Consider the following 18,819-nt stretch of genomic DNA (forward strand, 5'->3'; position numbering starts at 1 on the left):
AAAATCAAGTAATCAAGCAATGCCGCAAGCGCCGCCTCATCTAACCTTGGCGTTAAGCTTGCCCACCCGTAGCTGCAGCGGCGTCACCTGCCGGTATTTCTTCATCACGGTGGTAAAATGGCTCTGGCTTGAAAACCCGCTGGAGTGAGCGATGTCCGCGATCGTCATTCGGCTGTCGGCGAGCAGTTTTTCAGCCAAATCCAGCCGCAGCTCAAGAACGTACTGGTGCGGCGGCATGCCGAACGTGCGCGAAAAAGCGCGCACGAAGTGATAGGGCGAAAGCCCGCAAACCGCGGCCATCTCGGCAAGCGCCAGCTTGCGCGAAAAGTTCTCGTTCAGGAATTCCTGCACCTTGCGTGCACTGCGCACCGAAAGTCCGCCTTTCGCGTTGAGCGTCGGCTGTCGCGAATTGGTTCCGGAAACCGGCCCGGGGGAACCATCATCACCCGGCATTTTTCGCCCTCCTGATACGTCCCATATGACGTTCAACCCGAGGCCTTCCTCCCCGTTCCCCTGCAAAACAATTCGTGATTGGCCGAAGCTGACCGGCATCGCCATTCATCGGATCGTTCCGGCCGGATGGCGAACAATGCGCGGGCTGCATGACATTCCAGAGGACTCCTGCGGGGCTTGGGGCAGATTTGCAGCGGGACGTATTTTGAAAAACTCAGCAAGCCTTGTAGAAAATTCCGGTCTTGCGTCGCGGGTGAGCAGGCGTGGCCATTTTGCCATGGCCGGGCCCTCGGTTCTTGAGGGAAGCATACCCGGCCCCGGCCGGCGTTCTCACGGCCAGATGGCTCCGATCGGAAAAACCGGCGAGACAAGCGACTTCGGCAATCGGCAACTCACCGCAACGCGGCGGTATGCCGAACGTTGCTACGAGATGGTTGGATGAACCCCCCGCGAAGGATGCCAATTCGGCGACGACTTTTCGCGCGAAGTTTTCGTCGGGATATTCCTGCACGCGCCGCGCGACGTATTCCGTGATCTTGTCGCTACCGAGCGAGGCTCTCATTCCGCGTGCGGGCCTCAGCACAATTGCGGTGGAATGCTCCTTGACCAGGAACGTCTGCGAGGCGGGATCGCGGACGGAATATACGACATTCCCCCGCGCGAAGGCTCTCCTGCGACCTGCGCCTTGAGGAATTATGTCTTCAGGAATTATGTCCGGGACATATCGAACTGTCCGTTCTCGATTGACGCCCCGGGAATCGCCGCTTTCCCGAGCATCGTCCGTATGTTTCATTGCCTGGCCTCAGCCGCTTTGTCCGCCGCCTGAAATCCCCCTTAGCCCGACCCGGCTCCAACGTAACGCACATGCCGCGGATAGTGAATAACATCCGTACGCAAACAAAAAATTTTGTTCGGGATAAAAAGAAGAAGCAGTCACAAGGGAAGGACTGGAACATTTTTCGGAGCTTCGCCAGCACATTGGCTGACGGAGCATCAAACGAAAAACCCGCCTGCACGGCGGGTCACTGGCGCAAATCAGCACCATGGACGAATATATAGCTTAGCTGGGGTCACCGAGTCAAGAAAAAATTCCTATCGTGAAAAGCTGCCAACACCGCCGAACTGGCTGCCGCGCGGCCTCTGGTTGACCTGAGTTCGGACCCCTGCTTCAGATTTGGGATAGTTCGACCAGTTCAGCGGCCATTCACAAGGCAACGCAGAGCTACCGGATTTGCCACCGGTCATTGCAGATCGTCGCGACGATTCTCATACAAATCCCATGTAAGTTCCACAAAACCCAGAAGAACGTCTTCTTCGCTCCACCCGGCAGCGACGGCTGCCTGAACGATCTCGCGGACGAGAGGCAGCAATTGGCGTTGGCATTCTGCCGACGTGTCGGCAGTTGCGTCATCGCCGGAAGGTCCATCGAAGTTGAATTTCATCATTCGGCGCCCCCCTCGCCATCAGTCAAAGTGTTTATATCACTAAATTCATTCCTCCTGATATACAATAGAGGTGGCACCAAAGCATAAGAGGCTTCGGAGGGCCTGAGCAGAACAGGACGATGCCAGGCTCTATGCTTCCCCTGGGTCAGGTTTGTCCTTCTGAACAGGATCTATCGGGAGCTTCAACCCATCGATCTCTGCGGCTGGTCGAAATCTTCAGCCAGGGCCGCATGCCGCCATCCGGCGAATGCGCGGCATGACCGGCTGGATTGCCTTCTGTAACCGCTCGCTGGATAGTCTCGGCATGTTGGAGACCCTGGCGACTCACTGGCAGCAAATTCTGGCGATCATCTCCGTGGTGATGGCAACGGCTGGCATCGTCCATGCCGTCATGACCAAGGAGGATGTCCGCGCCGCCACGGGCTGGGTCGGCGTGATGGTGCTGTCCCCGATCCTCGGCGTGCTGATCTATGCCGTCGCCGGCATCAACCGCATCCGCCGCGCCACGATCACCGCCCAGCGCCCGTTTGCCGACGGCGCGGTGTCCGCCAAGCATGAGCGCGACGTCGCTGTCGAAGAGGCCCTGATCGTCGAGCGGTACGGGCAACGGTTCACGGGCTTGCGGACACTTGGCGACAGGGTGGCACGGCGCGCGCTCAACCCTGGAAATGCGATCGATGTGCTGGAGACCGGCGACGAGGCCTATGCCGCCATGTGCGCGGCGATCGATGGCGCCGAGCGCAGCGTCCTGCTCGAGACCTATATTTTCGACAATGACGCCGTCGGCCTGCTCTTCGTCGAGGCGCTGGCCGGCGCCGTCCGGCGCGGCGTCACCGTCCGCGTGCTGATCGATGCCGTCGGCGCCCGCTACTCGGTGCCGAGCATCCTTGGGCATTTGCGCGAGGCCAACATCCCCGCCGATGTCTTCAACGGCAACATCGTCATGGGCCTGCGGCTGCCCTACGCCAATCTGAGGACCCACCGGAAGATCCTGGTGGTCGACGGCATCGCCGCCTTCACCGGGGGCATGAACATCCGAAAAGGCTTCTCCGCCGAATTCGCCGGCTCCAACAGCGCCAGGGACACACATTTCCGGGTGACCGGTCCGATCGTCGCCGACCTTTTTTCCGTCGCCGCCGAGGACTGGCGCTTTGCCACCAACGAGGTGCTGAAGGGCGACGCCTGGCGCATTGGCCCGCTGTCGCCGTCGCCGGGCGCACCGATGATGGTGCGGGCAGTCGCTTCCGGCCCGGATGCCAGCAACGAGACCAACCACAAGCTGCTCATCGGTGCATTCTCGGTCGCCCGCAAGTCGATACGCCTGATGTCCCCCTATTTCCTGCCGGATCGGGAACTGATCAGTGCGCTGATCACCGCCGGCAGGCGCGGGGTCGAAATCGACATCGTGGTGCCGGCGGTGAACAATCTTTTCCTCGTCGACCGCGCGATGATGGCGCAGTTCGATCAGGTGCTCAAACACTATTGCCGTGTCTGGCGAACCGAGGGACCGTTCGACCATTCGAAGCTGCTTTCGATCGACGGCGTGTGGGCCTATGTCGGATCTTCCAATCTTGACGCCCGATCGCTGCGGCTGAACTTCGAGATCGACTTGGAGGTGCTCGATGCCGGCTTTGCCAGCGAGATCGAGGCGCGGATCGGGTCGGCGATCGCCTCCGCCGTGCCGGTGACGCTGGAAGCCTTGCGAGCCCGGCCGTTTCTTATCCGGCTGTTCGACCGGGTATTGTGGCTCGGTTCACCCTATCTCTAAGGCGGAGGTGCGCTTGAGGAATTCGTCTGTCATGGAACATACGCCGAAATTGCCTATTTTGATTGTATCCGGCTTCTGAATTGAAGTCAGCGAGGACGAGCAGCACAGAGATGCACAGAATTGGACGCAGCCTCCCGGCAAGCATGCTTCTGTCCCTTCGTGACCGCCGGATGAAGAGGGCTAACGCCGCCGCACTCAAGACGACAGCCACCACCGGCACGCTGGTTGCCTCCTACAATGTCCACAAATGCATCGGCGTCGACAGAAAATTCGACCCGGAGCGGATCATCCGCGTCATCCGCGAAATCGATCCGGATGTCATTGCGCTGCAGGAAGCCGACAATCGCTTCGGCGACCGTGATGGTCTTCTCGACCTGCCCCGGCTCGAACGGGAAACCGGCCTGGTTCCGGTGCCGATTTCGGCCACCGGCAAGGGCCATGGCTGGCATGGCAACGTCCTGCTGTTCAAGAAGGGCGTCGTTCGCGACGTGCACCAGATCAAGCTTCCGGGACTGGAGCCGCGCGGCGCGGTGGTGGCGGAGATCGACCTCGATGGAAGCCGGACGCTGCGCATCATCGCCGCCCATCTTGGCCTGCTGCGCCGCTCGCGCTCCCAGCAGGCGCGCGTCGTGCTCGACCTGATGAACAGCCCGGACGAAAGACCGACCTTGCTGCTCGGCGACCTCAACGAATGGCGGCTCGGCAACCGCTCCGCCCTCAACACGCTGCATGCGACGTTCGGCCCGCAGCCGCCGGCGGTCCCCACCTTCCCGTCGAACCTGCCGCTGCTGGCGCTCGACCGGATCATGGCCAATCGGCATGGCATGATTGCCGCCATCGATGCGCATGACACGCCGCTTTCACGCGTTGCCTCCGACCACCTGCCGCTGACGGCCTTCGTGCGCCTGGAGCGGGTGGACGATAACGCCTTGATGTCTTCCGCGTCTCAAAGCGTGTAAAATTAGGCGGAACGCCCAGTTCTTCCGCGAGTTGATATGTCTTGAACACGCAGGAGGACGAGATGAAAAAACTGATTCTGGCTTCCCTGTTGGCATTGGCCGCGACAGCGGCGATCACCGCGCCGACGCAAGCGGCAAGCGTGACCATCCAGTCCGACGACGGCGACCGATATTTGCCGGATGACGATTCCGATAGTGGGATTGTTATTCGCCGTCATCACCGGGATCGCAATTATGACAATCAGTATGATAGCGACCAGAACGTTCAGTATGACAATGGCGAATACCGGTACGGCGAATATCGCCGCCACCACCGGCATCATCGCTGCCATATCGAACTGGTCAAGCACTGGCGCCACCACCATAGGGTGATCGAAGAGGTTCGCGTCTGCGGCTGATACTGATCGGACCAACCGGCCGGCGAAAGCCGGCCAGTTCCATCGTGCATGATCGGCTGACGAAATAGCGCTGATGTGAGAGGCGGTGCCGGACCGCGTCAAATCGTGTAGCCAGCACGCGCGGCTGGATTGCGACCCTTGTCGCCATTGCGCTTGGCGCGGTGACCTCCCTCTCCGTCATCCTCCTCAAGCCGCGGGTCACCGGCCCGCTCCCCAGAGCATAGCACTCGGTTAGCGGATCCCATCATGGACCGGTCATGGCCGGACCCGTGTTCGGGTTGGGCTTGCTCTTCGCATATGGTGCCTCTGGACACAGCCGTGGAAGGCTGAAAAATGGGAAGCGCAACTCGACTTTTGGAGTTGAGCCGGGACACCAGGAGGATGGCGCTGAAATTGGAAGATATTGCCGGCCATCCGGCGTTGCATCGCTACGTTCAGGAACAGTCCCTGGCGCTGATCCGAATCTATGAAGAGAGCCCTCGGCTGGCTTCCATTTTCGCCACGCAGCAGCGTTGGCTGATGGGTCATGTCGGCCTTGCCATGCATTTCAGGCGCGATCCGCACGACCGCCGCAAGGAACTGACAGTATCGCGGTTCATCGAGTTCGTGCACCAACATGCGGTGGCCAGCCGCAACACGGCGGACGCTTTCATCAAGGAGATGCTGCACTACCACATCGCGGAGTATGTGTCGGGTGGCGACGGGCGGACGCACCCTTTGCAGCCGACGGCGGCAACCGTGCAGACTTTTACCGGCTGGGTTCTTGCCCATCTGCGGACGCTGGATCGTCTCGACCGCGCTGACCGCTTGGCCAGATTCCTCGAGCACCCCGAGATGGTTGCCAGGCTGCAGCCTCTGGTGGCGGACGGCCTGCTTGCCTCCAAGCCGGTGCGCGAGCCTAACCAGACCTTTTCCCTGTTCATCTGGCTCAACAATGGCGGTATCGTCATGGACTGGCTGATGTCAGGCATCGACCCCGATCACGCTGGCCTGGACCAGATTCCGACCAGCGTGGTTTCGATCGGAGATTTCGCCAAGTGGCTCAAGCTCTCACGGACCCATCTGGCCCGCAAGCTGCGCGCTGCCGAGAATCTCGGCAGCATTGGCTGGCTCGGCCAGCGAGGCCATTCGGTGATGTGGGTGTCGAACACCTTCTACCAGGAATACATGACAGTCCAGGCTGCCAAACTGGCCATCGTCGACACCGCTTTCAATGCCTGTTTTCCGCCGGCTGGAAGCTGATCGGTGCGGCATCCCCGTTACGGGGATGCCTTTCAACGCGGATGATCAAAATCCCGGAGTTCTCAGTCGATGTCGAACGACACGCCCTGGGCGAGCGGCAGCGCCTTGGAATAGTTCACCGTGTTGGTGGCGCGCCGCATATAGGCCTTCCATGCGTCGGAGCCGCTCTCGCGGCCGCCGCCGGTTTCCTTTTCGCCGCCAAAGGCACCGCCGATCTCGGCGCCCGAGGTTCCGATGTTGACATTGGCAATGCCGCAATCCGATCCGTCGACACCCAGGAAACGCTCGGATTCCTGCAGGTCTCGGGTGAAGATGGACGACGACAGGCCGGCACCAACCGCATTGTGCTCTTCGAGCACGGCGTCGAAATCCGAATATTTCATCACATAGAGGATCGGCGCGAAGGTCTCTTCCGTCACCGGGGACACCTGGCTTGGCATTTCGACCAGCGCCGGGTGCACGTAATACGCATCCGGATGGCCGTTCTCGACCCGCGTGCCGCCGGTCGCCTTGCCGCCATGGGCGGCGGCTTCCTTCAGCGCCTTTTGCATGGCGTCGAAGGCCGCCTTGTCGATCAGCGGCCCGACCAGCGAGGAGGTCTCCAGCGGATTGCCGACAGACACACTCTCGTAGGCCTTCTTGAGGCGTGGAACCAGGGCGTCGTAGACGCTGTCATGCACGAACAGGCGCCGCAGCGTCGTGCAGCGCTGTCCCGCCGTGCCCATCGCTCCAAACGCGATCGCGCGCAGCGCCATGTCGAGATCGGCGGTCGGGCAGACGATGCCTGCATTGTTGCCGCCGAGTTCGAGCACCGCGCGCGCAAAGCGCTTGGCCAGCCGCGGGCCGACGTCGCGGCCCATGCGGGTCGAACCGGTCGCCGAAACCAGCGGCACTTTAGGGTGATCGACCAGTATCTCGCCGACGGCGCGGTCGCCGATCAGCACCGGCGCCAGGCCATCAGGTGCGTCCGCGCCGAAGCGCTTGACCGCACGCTTGAAGATAGCCTCGCAGGCAAGTGCGGTCAGCGGCGTCTTTTCCGACGGCTTCCACACCACCGCGTCGCCGCAGACCAGCGCCAGGGCGGCATTCCAAGACCACACGGCCACCGGGAAATTGAAGGCGGAAATGACGCCGACGACGCCGAGCGGATGCCAGGTTTCCATCATCCGATGGCCCGGGCGCTCGGTGGCGATGGTCAGGCCGTACAATTGCCGGGAGAGGCCTACGGCGAAATCGCAGATGTCGATCATCTCCTGCACTTCGCCGAGCCCCTCGGACGGGATCTTGCCGACCTCGATCGAAACCAGCCGGCCAAGCTCGGCCTTGTGCGCGCGCAGTTCCTCGCCGAGCAGCCGCACCAGTTCGCCACGCCGAGGGCCCGGCACCATGCGCCAGGACTGGAAGGCCTTGTGCGCAGCATCGATCACCTTGGCCGCGTCAGCCGGCGAGATCGTCTTCAGCGCCGCGATCTGCTCGCCCGTCACCGGGCTGCGCACGATCAGGTCGCCGCCGACGAGCGCCTCCTTGGCCACACCCAGTTTCGCCAGCAGTTCGGTCGTTTCCTTGCCTATCGTCATTCTTGTCCCTTTCAGATCCCGTCGCCATCATATGGCGCCGGTCAAAGCCTGGCGCCATGCTGCCCGCGTGCACAAAGGCACCTCAGGCACGATCATCGCGTGGCATTACTCGTTTCAAAGGAAAATCACCACCCCGGCATGGTCTAAGCCCAAACTGCACGATTGAGCCAGATGGGGCAGATGGCGCTCAGTTTGCCTTCTTGGCCGGTGGGCGTACCGCACCGTCCTTGATCAGCCGGTCGATATGCATGCGGATATGGGCAGCTTCCGCCGCCGTGTTCGCAAGCGCTATGGCGCGGTCGAAGGCGACGCGCGCCTCGTCGCCCCGGTCAAGCTGCATCAAGAGCCCCCCCTTGAGGCCGAAAAAATGGAAATAGCCGGAAAGCCGTTCTTCCAGCGGCTCGATCATGGCCAGCGCCTCTGCCGGTCCACGCACCTTCGAGACCGCGACGGCCCGGTTGAGCGTGACCACCGGCGACGGCTGCATCTGCTCAAGCAAGCGATAGAGCAGGTCGATCTCGCTCCAGTCGGTATCCTCGGCCTTTTCGGCCCGCGCATGCAGCGCGGCAATCGCCGCTTGCACCTGGTAAGGGCCGGGCTTGCGATGGCGCAGCGCCTTGTCGACCAGTGCCAGCCCCTCATCGATCATCTTGCGGCTCCACAGGCTGCGATCCTGGTCTTCGAGCAGCACGATCTCGCCGCTGTCGTCGAAACGGGCCGGTGCGCGCGCATGCTGCAGAAGCAACAGCGCCGTCAGCCCCATGATCTCCGGCTCGGTCTGGAACAGCCGCAGCAACAGCCGTGCCAGCCGGATCGCCTCCTCGCACAGCGGCGCGCGGGCCGGCGCCTCGCCGCTGTTGGTCGAATAGCCCTCGTTGAAGACCAGGTAGACCATGGCGGCGACGGCGGCGAGCCGTTCCGACCGCTCGACCGCGCCAGGCGTCTCGAACGGCACGCCGGCGTCCGCAATGCGCGCCTTGGCGCGAGTGATGCGCTGCTCCATGGCACTTTCACCAACCAGGAAGGCGCGCGCGATCTGCTTGACGGTGAGACCCGAGACGATGCGCAGCGCCACCGCGATCTGCTGCGTGGCCGGCAGATCGGGATGGCAGCAGATGAACAGCAGCCGCAATATGTCGTCGCGGTAGTGCGCCCCGTCCAGCCGCTCGGCGATATCGCTCTCGGCGTCTTCCAGATCGGAAACCTGGTCTTCCTCCGGCATCGGCGCCTGCTTGGCGCGCTTGCGCACCGCATCGATGCCGCTGTTGCGGCCAACGAAGATCAGCCAGGCCGCCGGGTCGCGCGGCGGTCCGTTCTGCGGCCAGTTCTTCAGCGCCCTGAGGCACGCGTCCTGGAAAGCTTCCTCCGCCGTATCGAGATCGCGGAAATAACGCAGCAACGCGCCCATCGCCTGCGGGCGGGCGGCGCTGATCGCGGAGCTGATCCAGGCCATTTCGGTCATGCGGAAACCCTTGTGGGGTTGAAGACCGAAACCGGCCGGATTTCATAGGAGCCGCCGCTCGGATTGACCTCGGAAAGCTCACGGGCGAACTCCACCGCCTCGTCGAGATCCGCGCATTCGAGCGTGTAGAAGCCGAGAAACTGTTCCTTGGTCTCCGCGAACGGCCCGTCAATGACGACCGATTCGCCCTTGACCTTTCTCAGGGTCGTCGCCGCGGTCGTCGGCAGAAGCCGTGCCACCGGGCCGAGCCGACCGGCCTTGGCATATTTTTCCTGAACGCCAAGGATATTGGCCATGACCTCGTCGTCCTGTGCCTTGCTCCAGGAGCAGACGACATCTTCGGAGGCATAGCAGAGGATTGCGTAGAGCATGGCTGGTCCTTTTCTCTGTCAAAGGACGAAACAGTAAGACCGATCCCGACACGACGTCGATAAAAAAAATCCGGATGTGACGGATTTGGCCACGGCCGGCCGCGCCGGTCAGCTTTCTCCCAGTTTCAGCCATCGCAGCACGAGAGCTTCCTCGTCATCGAGACCGGCAATCGCGCGTTTGCGTTTGTTGGCCTGCGCCATTTCATCCAGCAACCGCCCCTCGGACCACGCTTCGAAGACCCGCGGATGGACATAGCATTTGCGGCAGACGGCACGCGTATTGCCCAGCCGCTCGGCAACCTTGTCGATGACGCTGTTCATCGCCCTGTTTCGCTGCGCCTGGCTTTGCGGCAGTTCCGTTTGCGCAAACAGCGACGCAGCGTGAATGGTGCCGCCCCAGGTGCGGAAATGCTTTGAACTGAAGGCGTCACCCACCGCCTCACGGATATAGCGGTTGACGTCCTCGGAGCGCACCGGCCGCCTGTTGCCGCCCTCATCGAGATACTGGAACAGCTTCTGGCCCGGCAGGTCCTGCGCGCCACGCACAATCCTGGCGATGCGGCGGTCGGCCAGCTTCAGCTTCCACTCCTTGCCCGACTTGCCCTTGAAGGCAAAGCGCAGGCTTGAGCCGACAATATCGACATGCCGGTCGCGCAACGTGGTCAACCCGAAACTCTTGTTGTCCCGGGCGTAGGCGGCATTGCCGACGCGGATCATCGTGTTGTCGAGCAGCCAGACAACCGCGGCGACGACACGCTCGAACGGCAAGCCACGACGGCGCAGATCGCCGTCGATCCTGTGCCGCAGGTCCGGCAGGCTCTCGGCGAAAGCGACAAGGCTCGAATATTTGGCACCATCGCGCTCTTCGGCCCATTGCGGATGATAGCGATATTGCTTGCGCCCGCGCTGGTCCCTGCCGGTTGCCTGGATATGGCCGTCCGCGTCCGGCGAAATCCACACATCCGTCCAGGCCGGCGGAATGACGATCGCCTCGATGCGCGCTTTAGTGGCGTCCGAAACCGTCCGTCCGTCCGGTCCCCTGTAGGAAAACCCCTTGCCTGTCTTCAGCCGCCGGATACCAGGCTCGGCATCGCTGACATAGCTAAGCGACGCATGGTCGGCCGAGCTTTGTGCCCCGTTTTTGGGCGCACCACCTGGCGATACAGCATCCTCGCCAGCCGGTCGGCTGGGCGACAATCCGGATTTTTGCAACATGTCGGCTCCACGCGAATTCCGTAGATAAGCCACTGGCCGACCGCTGGTTCCACGCGCCGTCCGAAAAGCCCTTGGCGCCGATATCGCGTCGGCTGGCGCCTACAGAGCGCCTTGCAGCTTGATCGACGGCGCGGACAAACGCCGCCGCGCCGCGAGCTTGAACCTGTAGCGCAGGCAGCGCCAAGCTTCCGAGCGTCGCTTTGGCGCGGCCGCGGCCACCGCCAGGAAGCGCGCCGCGATGTCCAGATCGCCGCGTGCATAGTGGACCCGGGCGATCTTGAGGGCGACAAGCCCTTCCCTGGCCTTGAGCGCCGCCAACGGGATGTTGCAGTCGGTGAGCGTGCGCAGTTCCCGGCGCCAGTCCAGGAAGCGCTGCACCGGGTTGAGGGCAAAGCGGTCATCGGAACGCACCGGCGAAACCTCATAGACCATCACAGGTTGCGAAACCATGGCGAGCGATGCCTTGCTCATCAGCCGCGCCCAGAACAGCGTGTCCTCGTCATAGGCCATTCCGATCGGGAACCGCGTCTCGCCGATCAGGGTCCGCGATGCCAGAACGCTGCCCACGGCGACCGAACGTATGTCGCCTTTCACATAGGCCGAGGCGTTGGCAAGGCACGCAGCCCGGTAGCCGTTCGGCATCTTGATCTGCCGATCCTGGCCGTTCACCCGTCGCCGGTATGCACCCACGATCATGTCGGCCTCCGGCTGCTCCTGGGCCTTCCGGAGCAGGGCGCGCAATCCACCCTGCAGATGCAGGTCGTCGGCATCGATCAGGTAGACCCAGGGATGGACCGCTTCGGCCAGCGCCACGTTGCGGGCACCACCGGCATCGCGGCAGTTGGCCGGCAGCACGCGCAGCGGCAGCGACAGTTGCGCCGCGGCCTCCCGCGCGATGATTGCCGTACCATCGGTCGACGCATCGTCGACCAGCAAGATCTCGCCGATGATCTCGGCTTCGCTGCGTAGCGACGCCAGCGTTGCAGCGATGGTCGCCGCCGCATTACAGGCAGGAATGACGACGCTGATTGCTCTCAACTACAAACCTCGCGCCATGCGCTTGAGGATACAATTACCGTCACCCCGAAACGGATACAGACTAGCGGCCGCATCGGTATTTGAGAAGCGGTCTTGTCCATCCGGAATTGCAGCGGAAATACCGCTGCGTGTACGACCTGCTTTCAGGCTCTTTCGAGCACGACTGGAATGACGTCGACAGCTTGCTCGCCGACCTGTCCCCCCGTGGTCTTGAGCACGCCGACGATCGGCGCCACGTCCGAATAGTCGCGGCCGTAGCCGACGGTGATATGGTCGTTGCTGGCCCGCATGCCATTGGTCGGATCGAATTCCTGCCAGCCAGCGTCGCGCCCGCACCAGACCTTGACCCAGGCATGCATGGCATCGGCGCCTTCCAGCCGGGGCTTGCCCTTCGGCGGGATGGTGCGCAGAAAGCCGCTGACATAGCCAGCGGGAATGCCGAGCCCGCGCAGGCCGGCGATCATGATGTGCGAAAAGTCCTGGCAGACACCGCGCTTCAGCCTGAAGGCATCGCTGGCCCGGGTCCGCACCGTCGTCGCTTCGCCGTCATAGGTGAAATCACGATGAATGCGATTGCACAGGTTCATGGCCGTGCTGGCGGCGGAACCGGCGATGCTGCTCCGTACGTAGGCGGTGATCGCATCGTCGATGCCGGCATGAGTGCTGGCCGTCAGGAAGTGGTGCGGTGCATCAGGTGCCAGAGACCGCACCGCGGCGAGCTCCTGCCTGAGCCGGACGATATCGGGCGACACGTCGAGCCCGGGCTCGGGCCGAGACACCGACACGCGGGCGCTCATCCTGATGTCGAGCGCATCATGCGCATCGCGAAAGGCGATCGAGGTCACGTTGTTGCCGAAGAAATCGGAAAAGTCGGAACGCTCGTTGGGCGCCGGCGCAAAGGACAGCGATGCGGCGATGACGCGCTGCACGCCTGATATCGTCGACGGCAGTACGCGCACCTGATGACGACCGCCGCCGGCAGCGGAAGCGTAATCGTAGTGGAGATGAAGCCTGATATCGTAGAGCATGATTTATCCGAAATAGGCTTTGGCTAGGCTGTTGTAGAGGCCGCCGATTTCGTAGGCGAGCTCGTCCAGCGCCGTTGCCGTCATATCCGAAGGCTCCTTGATGGCGATCTGGGTGTTGAGCTGCAGGATTTCCTTCGCCGCCGGCGACATTTGCCCCTCCCCGCCGAGCGACGGCAACAGGCCGATTTCGGCCTTCAGCCTTTCGAGTTGGAACAGGATGGAGCGCGGGTTAAGCGGATCGAGCGCCAGCAGATCGATCACTGTGCGCCGACCGGCCTGCACCGGATATTGGCGACGATGGGTCATCACGCTGTCGCCGATCTCCAGCATCATGTCGAGCGCGCCGTCCGGCGCATTGGCGCTGGTCAGCCGCGACAGCGTGCGGGAGATCTGGATACCGCGCTCCAGCCGGCGGCCGATCTCGAGGAAGCGCCAGCCGGCGAAGCGGTACATGTTCTCGTGCAGCAGGCCGGAAAAGCCGGCGAGCTTACGCAGGATGACTGTCATCGCCCGGGTCGCGTCGTCGCCGGGCGCGACCGTCGTTGCGAACTGATGGATGGTTTTCGACAGGTCCTTCAGCGCCAGCCAGCCATCGGGCGAGAAGCGGTCGCGGATCTGCCCGGCGCTGTAGACCGCGCTGTCCAGCGTGCCGATCAGCCCTGACGGGATCGCCGTCTCCACATCGATGCCGAAAGGTTCGAGATAATCCCTGATGTCGGCCAGCAGCGGCATATCCGGGTCGGAAGTTTCGGCGAGCCGCACATGATAGGCGCGCAGGATGCGCACCGTGTCTTCCGAGCGTTCGATGTAGCGGCCGAGCCAGGTCAGGTTCTCCGCCGCGCGGCTGGGCAGGCTGCCGGGCCTGGTGCGGCTGAAACTGTCGCCTTCTTGTGGCAGCAGCGTCTCGCGCTCCACCGGTTTGTCGCTGACAACCCAGACATCTGCTGCCTGGCCGCCGCGCTGCATGGCGATCGCCGTCGGGTCGAGCGACAGGCCGATGCGGGCAAAACCGCCCGGCATCACCGTCCAGCCCTCCGGCGTTCGCGCCAGGTAGACGCGCAGGCTCGCTGGCCGCGGCTCCAGCCAGCCGCCGACATAGACGGGCGTCGTCGAAAGCGTCACCGCTTCCTGGCCGACGAAATCGCCGCCATCGCGTTCGATGCGCGCCACCAGCTCCGCCCGCTCTCCAGCCGACAGGGCCGAGCCGAGCTTCGTTGAATCGTCGTCCTCGAAGGCAAGTCTCGTCGACAGCGCCGGCCCGATCACCATGCGATCGATGTTGGCCAGCACATGCGCGCGTTCGGTTGCTTGCCCGCACCACCATGTCGCGACGCTTGGCAGCAGCAATTCCTCGCTCCGCAAGGCCCGTGAAATCTTGGGCAGGAAGGCGAGCAGCGCACGCGTCTCCATCAGGCCGGAGCCAAGCGCATTGACGGTAGCAACCGCGCCCTGGCGGATCGCCTCGACCAGGCCCGGCGTGCCGATCTGCGAATCCGGGCGCAATTCGAGCGGGTCGGCGAACGCGGCATCGAGTCGCCGCCACAACACGCTGATCGGCATCAGGCCGGAAACCGTGCGCACCATCAGCCGGCCGCCGGAGACGGTCAAATCCTCGCCTTCGAGCAGCATGATGCCAAGATAACGGGCGATGTAGGCGTGTTCGTAATAGGTTTCGTTAAGCGGCCCCGGCGTCAGGATGGCGACGCGGCCGTCGGTCTCCTTGGCCATGCCGATCAGCGCGTCGCGAAAACGGCGGAAAAAGCCGGCAAGGCGGTGCACATGCATCTCGCCATAGATGTCGGACAGCGCGCGTGTGGTGGCGACGCGGTTTTCCAGTGCGAAACCGGCGCCGGACGGCGCCTGCGTGCGATCGCCCAGCACCCACCACCGACCGTCAGGCCCACGGCCGAGCTCGAAGGCACAGAAATGCAGGAAATGGCCGCCGGCCGGCCTGGTGCCGACGACAGGCCGCAAATATTCGGGGCCGGCGGCGATCAATCCCGCCGGCAGGATGCCTTTTTCGACCAGCCGGTTCGGCCCGTAGATATCGGCGATGGTTTCCTCGAACAGTTCGGCGCGCTGCACGAGGCCGGCGCTGATCGCCGCCCACTCGCTCTCTTCGATGAGAACCGGGACATGCGCCAGCGGCCATTCGCGCTCATTGGCACCGGCCTTGTCGTAGACGCGGTAATAAACGCCGGCATCGCGCAGATACTGGTCGGCGCGGGCAAAGCGCTGGCCGAGCTTTTCAGCACCGAGTTCCTCGAGCGCCTCGACAAAATGCTTCCAGGCCGGGCGAGGATTGCCCGACGCATCGACCATCTCGTCAACGACGCCGTCGATCGGCTGGTAGTGCTCCAGCAGGCTGTGGGTCTGCGGCTTGCCGCGTCCCCGCTTGTGATTCCCCTTTGCCATCGCTGATCAGAGTCTTGCCGGCCGCCGAAGGTCAAGGGTCATCGGGAAATCTTCCGCCGGTTGTTCTTCACGGATCACATAGGCGGATGGCGTATGGCCGCGCGGTTCGAAGCGGGCGAGCCGCCGAGCTTCCGCCTCGTTGCCATTGACCGGAAAGGTGTCGTAATTGCGCCCGCCGGGATGGGCGACATGGTAGACGCAGCCGCCGACCGCACGGCCCGACCAGCGGTCATAGATGTCGAAGACCAGCGGTGTGTTGACCGGCAGCGCCGGATGCAGGCCCGATGCCGGCTGCCAAGCCTTGAAGCGGACACCCGCTACCGCCACTTCGCGATTGTCAGTGACCTTCATCGGCACGATGCGGCCGTTGCAGACGACTGCGTGGCGCTCCGGGTTCAGCCCTTCGGTCTTGACCTGCAGCCGTTCGACCGAGGAATCGACGAAGCGCACGGTCCCGCCGATCGCGCCTTGCTCGCCCATCACATGCCACGGCTCCAGCGCCTGGCGCAGCTCCAGCTTGATGCCGGCATGCTGAACCTCGCCGCAGAACGGGAAGCGGAATTCGAGCTGAGCATCGAACCATTCGGGCCTGAATTCGAAGCCGTTGAGCTTGAGGTCGTCGAGCACGTCGAGAAAATCGGCCCAGACATGATGCGGCAGCATGAAACGGTCATGCAGCGACGTGCCCCAGCGCACGAAGCGGCCGTCGAGCGGGCTCTTCCAAGCGCGGGCGATGATGGCGCGGACCAAAAGTTGCTGCGCCAGCGACATGCGCGCATTGGGCGGCATCTCGAAACCGCGGAATTCGACCAGCCCCAGCCGGCCGGTCGGTCCGTCCGGCGAAAACAGCTTGTCGATGCAGATTTCCGAACGATGCGTATTGCCGGTGACGTCAGTCAACAAATTGCGAAACAGCCGGTCGACCAGCCATGGCAAGGGTGCATTGCCCCGGTCTGGATGTGGCACCTGCGCCATCGCGATCTCAAGCTCGTAGAGCGAGTCGTGACGCGCTTCGTCAAAGCGTGGCGCCTGGCTGGTCGGCCCGATGAACAGGCCCGAGAACAGATAGGACAGCGACGGATGGCGCTGCCATTGCAGCACCAGGCTCTTCAACAGGTGCGGCCTTCGCAGGAACGGGCTGTCATTGGGTGTCGCACCGCCGACCACGACATGGTTGCCGCCGCCAGTGCCAGTGTGGCGGCCATCGATCATGAACTTGTCGGCGCCAAGCCGCGTCTGCCGCGCCTCCTCGTAGATCGCCGTCGTCGTCGCCACGCAATCCTGCCAGTTGGACGCCGGATGGATGTTGACCTCGATGACGCCGGGATCGGGCGCGACGCGGATGACGTTGAGGCGAGGATCGTGCGGTGGGCCATAGCCTTCGATATGCACGGGAAGGCCGATCGCCTTTGCCGCGTTCTCGGCCGCCGCGACCAGTTCGAGATAGTCTTCCAGCGCCTCGACCGGCGGCATGAACACGCACAGCCGGCCATCGCGCGGCTCAACCGAAAGTGCGGTACGCACCGCGCCGCCGATCTCGGTGATCTCCTGCTCGACCCGGTCCTGCTGGCCGGTCGCAGCGGTAAACGATGCCGCTTGCTGGCGGCGCGCCATCTCGTCGGCGCCTTCCAGTTCGGCTGGAGCCGTTCCGGACAGTATGGCTTCACGCGCGGGCAGCGGGCCGCGTGGCAGTGACGGATCGACCGGCACGATATAGGGGAATTGCTCCGGCGGCACATAGGGCAACGTGCCGAGCGGCAGCCGGTAGCCGACCGGTGAATCGCCTGGCACCAGGAACAGCCGGCCGCGCCGCGTCTTCCATTTTTCCGAGCGCCAGCGCGGATCCGATGCCTGGCTGTTCCAGCGCTGGACGGGCAGCACATAGCCGGACGGCTTGGTCAGCCCGCGTTCGAACACTTTCGCCATGCGGCTGCGTTCTTCCGGATCCTCCAGCCTGGAGTTGGACGGATCGACATTGTCGGGCAGCTTGCCTTCCTTGAGCAGCCATTCGGCCGGATCCTCATAGGCTTCGCTGACCATGGCCTTATCGATGCCGAGTTCGCCGGCAATCGCGGTGAGCAGGCTTTCGGCCTGCTCCGGGCCGATATCGGCTTCGCTCTTTTCGCGGGCGATCAGCGACGGATCGCTCCACACCGGCTGGCCGTCGGCACGCCAGTAGAGCGAAAAGGTCCAGCGCGGCAAGCTCTCGCCCGGATACCATTTGCCCTGGCCATAATGGAGAAAGCCGCCGGGCGCGAAGCGCTCGCGCAGTTTACGGATCAGTTCGTCCGCCTTTTCGCGCTTGGTGGGACCGACGGCGGCGGTGTTCCACTCGGCCGACTCGAAATCGTCGATCGACACGAAAGTCGGCTCGCCGCCCATCGTCAGCCGCACGTCGCCGGCGGCAAGCGCTGCATCGACCTTGTTGCCCAGAGCGTCGAGCGCCTGCCAGCTTTCGTCCGAAAATGGCTTGGTGATGCGCGGGTGCTCGGCGATGCGGTCGACCCGCATCTCGAAGCCGAATTCGACATTGGCGAAGCTCGCCATGCCGGAAATCGGGGCCGCGTTGCGGAAATGCGGCGTGGCGGCCAGCGGCACATGGCTCTCGCCGGTGAGCAGGCCCGAGGTTGGATCGAAGCCGATCCAGCCGGCGCCGGGAAGATAGACCTCGCACCAGGCATGCAGATCGGTGAAGTCGACGGCGGTTCCGGCTGGACCGTCCAGCGCCACCACATCGGGCTTCAACTGGACCAGATAGCCGGAAACGAAGCGCGCGGCGATGCCGAGATTGCGCAGGATCTGCACCAGCAGCCAGCTCGAATCCCGGCATGACCCCTTTTTCGCGGCAAGCGTCTCCTCCGGCGAGAACACACCGGTCTCCATGCGCACGATATAGGCGATCTCGCGCTGCAGCCGTGCATTGAGATCGACCAGGAAATTGACGGTATTGGCGGCGCTGCGATCGATGGTCTTCAGCAGCGCCGACAGCAGCGGTCCCGCCGGTTCCGGGGTGCGATAGATGGCGAGATCGTCGCGTATTTCTTCCGGATACTCGAACGGAAACGCCTCGGCCGACGGCTCGACGAAGAAATCAAACGGATTGTAGACCGTCATGTCGGCGACGAGGTCGACCTCGATCTTCAGCTCCGTCACCGGCTCCGGAAAGACGAAGCGGGCGAGGAAATTGCCGTAGGGATCCTGCTGCAGATTGACGAAATGGTTCGCCGGCTCGACCTTGAGCGAATGACTGAGCACCTTGGTGCGGGAATGCGGCGCCGGCTGCAGCCTGATGATCTGGGGCCCGAGAACCACCGGCCGGTCATATTTGTAGTGGGTCAGGTGGTAGACGGCTGCCAGAATTGCCATGGGGCCCCGGAATTCAGCGTTTCAAACGATTTCGCTGAACCCTGACACATCTGGCGACCATTCTCCAAGCAGAGATGTTGCG

General features: G+C 63.3%; 15 protein-coding genes. 4 read left to right on the forward strand and 11 right to left on the reverse strand.

Annotation, left to right across the window (positions count from 1 at the left end; translation table 11 throughout):
- Window positions 1-36: 36 nt before the first annotated feature.
- The 3 genes from EOA16_RS10725 to EOA16_RS10735 all read right to left on the reverse strand — a co-directional run bounded on the left by EOA16_RS10725 (window position 37) and on the right by EOA16_RS10735 (window position 1,898).
- Window positions 37-558, reverse strand: coding sequence for an AraC family transcriptional regulator (locus EOA16_RS10725; RefSeq protein WP_127257771.1), 522 nt, complete (start codon window positions 556-558; stop codon window positions 37-39).
- 109 nt (window positions 559-667) lie between these two features.
- Window positions 668-1,015, reverse strand: coding sequence for a hypothetical protein (locus EOA16_RS33105; protein ID WP_245455903.1), 348 nt, complete (start codon window positions 1,013-1,015; stop codon window positions 668-670).
- A gap of 679 nt (window positions 1,016-1,694) precedes the next feature.
- Window positions 1,695-1,898, reverse strand: a complete 204-nt coding sequence (locus EOA16_RS10735) for a hypothetical protein (protein ID WP_164754211.1) — start codon at window positions 1,896-1,898, stop codon at window positions 1,695-1,697.
- A gap of 304 nt (window positions 1,899-2,202) precedes the next feature.
- Between EOA16_RS10735 and EOA16_RS10740 the strand changes: the two genes are divergently transcribed.
- From EOA16_RS10740 to EOA16_RS10755, 4 genes are all read left to right on the forward strand, one after another.
- The gene (locus EOA16_RS10740; protein ID WP_127257773.1) at window positions 2,203-3,666 is read left to right on the forward strand and encodes a phosphatidylserine/phosphatidylglycerophosphate/cardiolipin synthase family protein; all 1,464 of its coding nucleotides are present in this window, start codon (window positions 2,203-2,205) and stop codon (window positions 3,664-3,666) included.
- Window positions 3,667-3,776: 110 nt separating this feature from the next.
- Entirely contained in the window at window positions 3,777-4,625 is an 849-nt protein-coding gene (locus EOA16_RS10745; protein WP_127257775.1) for an endonuclease/exonuclease/phosphatase family protein, read from the forward strand.
- A 62-nt stretch (window positions 4,626-4,687) separates the two neighbouring features.
- Window positions 4,688-5,023, forward strand: a complete 336-nt coding sequence (locus EOA16_RS10750) for a hypothetical protein (protein WP_127257910.1) — start codon at window positions 4,688-4,690, stop codon at window positions 5,021-5,023.
- Window positions 5,024-5,404: 381 nt separating this feature from the next.
- The gene (locus EOA16_RS10755) at window positions 5,405-6,265 is read left to right on the forward strand and encodes a hypothetical protein (protein ID WP_164754213.1); all 861 of its coding nucleotides are present in this window, start codon (window positions 5,405-5,407) and stop codon (window positions 6,263-6,265) included.
- 62 nt (window positions 6,266-6,327) lie between these two features.
- Here EOA16_RS10755 and EOA16_RS10760 read toward each other — a convergent pair whose 3' ends face one another.
- The 8 genes from EOA16_RS10760 to EOA16_RS10795 form a co-directional block, all read right to left on the reverse strand.
- On the reverse strand, window positions 6,328-7,842 hold the full coding sequence (locus tag EOA16_RS10760; RefSeq protein WP_127257778.1) for an aldehyde dehydrogenase family protein: 1,515 nt from the start codon (window positions 7,840-7,842) through the stop codon (window positions 6,328-6,330).
- Window positions 7,843-8,029: 187 nt separating this feature from the next.
- A complete protein-coding gene (locus tag EOA16_RS10765) occupies window positions 8,030-9,304 on the reverse strand; it encodes an RNA polymerase sigma factor (RefSeq protein ID WP_127257780.1) in 1,275 nt (424 codons plus the stop codon).
- Window positions 9,301-9,675 (reverse strand): YciI family protein, encoded by a 375-nt coding sequence (locus EOA16_RS10770; protein ID WP_023809971.1) that lies wholly within the window; start codon window positions 9,673-9,675, stop codon window positions 9,301-9,303. The genes EOA16_RS10765 and EOA16_RS10770 overlap by 4 nt, the downstream gene beginning before the upstream one ends.
- 108 nt (window positions 9,676-9,783) lie before the next feature.
- A complete protein-coding gene (locus EOA16_RS10775; protein WP_127257782.1) occupies window positions 9,784-10,890 on the reverse strand; it encodes a DNA topoisomerase IB in 1,107 nt (368 codons plus the stop codon).
- Window positions 10,891-10,989: 99 nt separating this feature from the next.
- On the reverse strand, window positions 10,990-11,928 hold the full coding sequence (locus tag EOA16_RS10780) for a glycosyltransferase family A protein (protein WP_127257784.1): 939 nt from the start codon (window positions 11,926-11,928) through the stop codon (window positions 10,990-10,992).
- 143 nt (window positions 11,929-12,071) lie between these two features.
- Window positions 12,072-12,956: a transglutaminase family protein gene (locus tag EOA16_RS10785; RefSeq protein ID WP_127257786.1), complete on the reverse strand. Its 885-nt coding sequence runs from the start codon at window positions 12,954-12,956 to the stop codon at window positions 12,072-12,074.
- Window positions 12,957-12,959: 3 nt separating this feature from the next.
- A complete protein-coding gene (locus EOA16_RS10790) occupies window positions 12,960-15,371 on the reverse strand; it encodes a circularly permuted type 2 ATP-grasp protein (protein ID WP_127257788.1) in 2,412 nt (803 codons plus the stop codon).
- Between the two features lie 6 nt (window positions 15,372-15,377).
- A complete protein-coding gene (locus EOA16_RS10795) occupies window positions 15,378-18,737 on the reverse strand; it encodes a transglutaminase family protein (protein ID WP_127257790.1) in 3,360 nt (1,119 codons plus the stop codon).
- Window positions 18,738-18,819 lie beyond the last annotated feature (82 nt).

Origin of the sequence: Mesorhizobium sp. M7A.F.Ca.US.008.03.1.1, from assembly GCF_003997495.1 — a bacterium.
Lineage (GTDB): Bacteria > Pseudomonadota > Alphaproteobacteria > Rhizobiales > Rhizobiaceae > Mesorhizobium.

What these genes read in the sequence shown, in the direction of transcription:
- EOA16_RS10725 (WP_127257771.1), bottom strand. Translation starts at nt 558, where the DNA reads ATGGCGATGCCGGTCAGCTTCGGCCAATCACGAATTGTTTTGCAGGGG.
- EOA16_RS33105 (WP_245455903.1), bottom strand. Translation starts at nt 1,015, where the DNA reads ATGAGAGCCTCGCTCGGTAGCGACAAGATCACGGAATACGTCGCGCGG.
- EOA16_RS10735 (WP_164754211.1), bottom strand. Translation starts at nt 1,898, where the DNA reads ATGATGAAATTCAACTTCGATGGACCTTCCGGCGATGACGCAACTGCC.
- EOA16_RS10740 (WP_127257773.1), top strand. Translation starts at nt 2,203, where the DNA reads ATGTTGGAGACCCTGGCGACTCACTGGCAGCAAATTCTGGCGATCATC.
- EOA16_RS10745 (WP_127257775.1), top strand. Translation starts at nt 3,777, where the DNA reads ATGCACAGAATTGGACGCAGCCTCCCGGCAAGCATGCTTCTGTCCCTT.
- EOA16_RS10750 (WP_127257910.1), top strand. Translation starts at nt 4,688, where the DNA reads ATGAAAAAACTGATTCTGGCTTCCCTGTTGGCATTGGCCGCGACAGCG.
- EOA16_RS10755 (WP_164754213.1), top strand. Translation starts at nt 5,405, where the DNA reads ATGGCGCTGAAATTGGAAGATATTGCCGGCCATCCGGCGTTGCATCGC.
- EOA16_RS10760 (WP_127257778.1), bottom strand. Translation starts at nt 7,842, where the DNA reads ATGACGATAGGCAAGGAAACGACCGAACTGCTGGCGAAACTGGGTGTG.
- EOA16_RS10765 (WP_127257780.1), bottom strand. Translation starts at nt 9,304, where the DNA reads ATGACCGAAATGGCCTGGATCAGCTCCGCGATCAGCGCCGCCCGCCCG.
- EOA16_RS10770 (WP_023809971.1), bottom strand. Translation starts at nt 9,675, where the DNA reads ATGCTCTACGCAATCCTCTGCTATGCCTCCGAAGATGTCGTCTGCTCC.
- EOA16_RS10775 (WP_127257782.1), bottom strand. Translation starts at nt 10,890, where the DNA reads ATGTTGCAAAAATCCGGATTGTCGCCCAGCCGACCGGCTGGCGAGGAT.
- EOA16_RS10785 (WP_127257786.1), bottom strand. Translation starts at nt 12,956, where the DNA reads ATGCTCTACGATATCAGGCTTCATCTCCACTACGATTACGCTTCCGCT.
- EOA16_RS10790 (WP_127257788.1), bottom strand. Translation starts at nt 15,371, where the DNA reads ATGGCAAAGGGGAATCACAAGCGGGGACGCGGCAAGCCGCAGACCCAC.
- EOA16_RS10795 (WP_127257790.1), bottom strand. Translation starts at nt 18,737, where the DNA reads ATGGCAATTCTGGCAGCCGTCTACCACCTGACCCACTACAAATATGAC.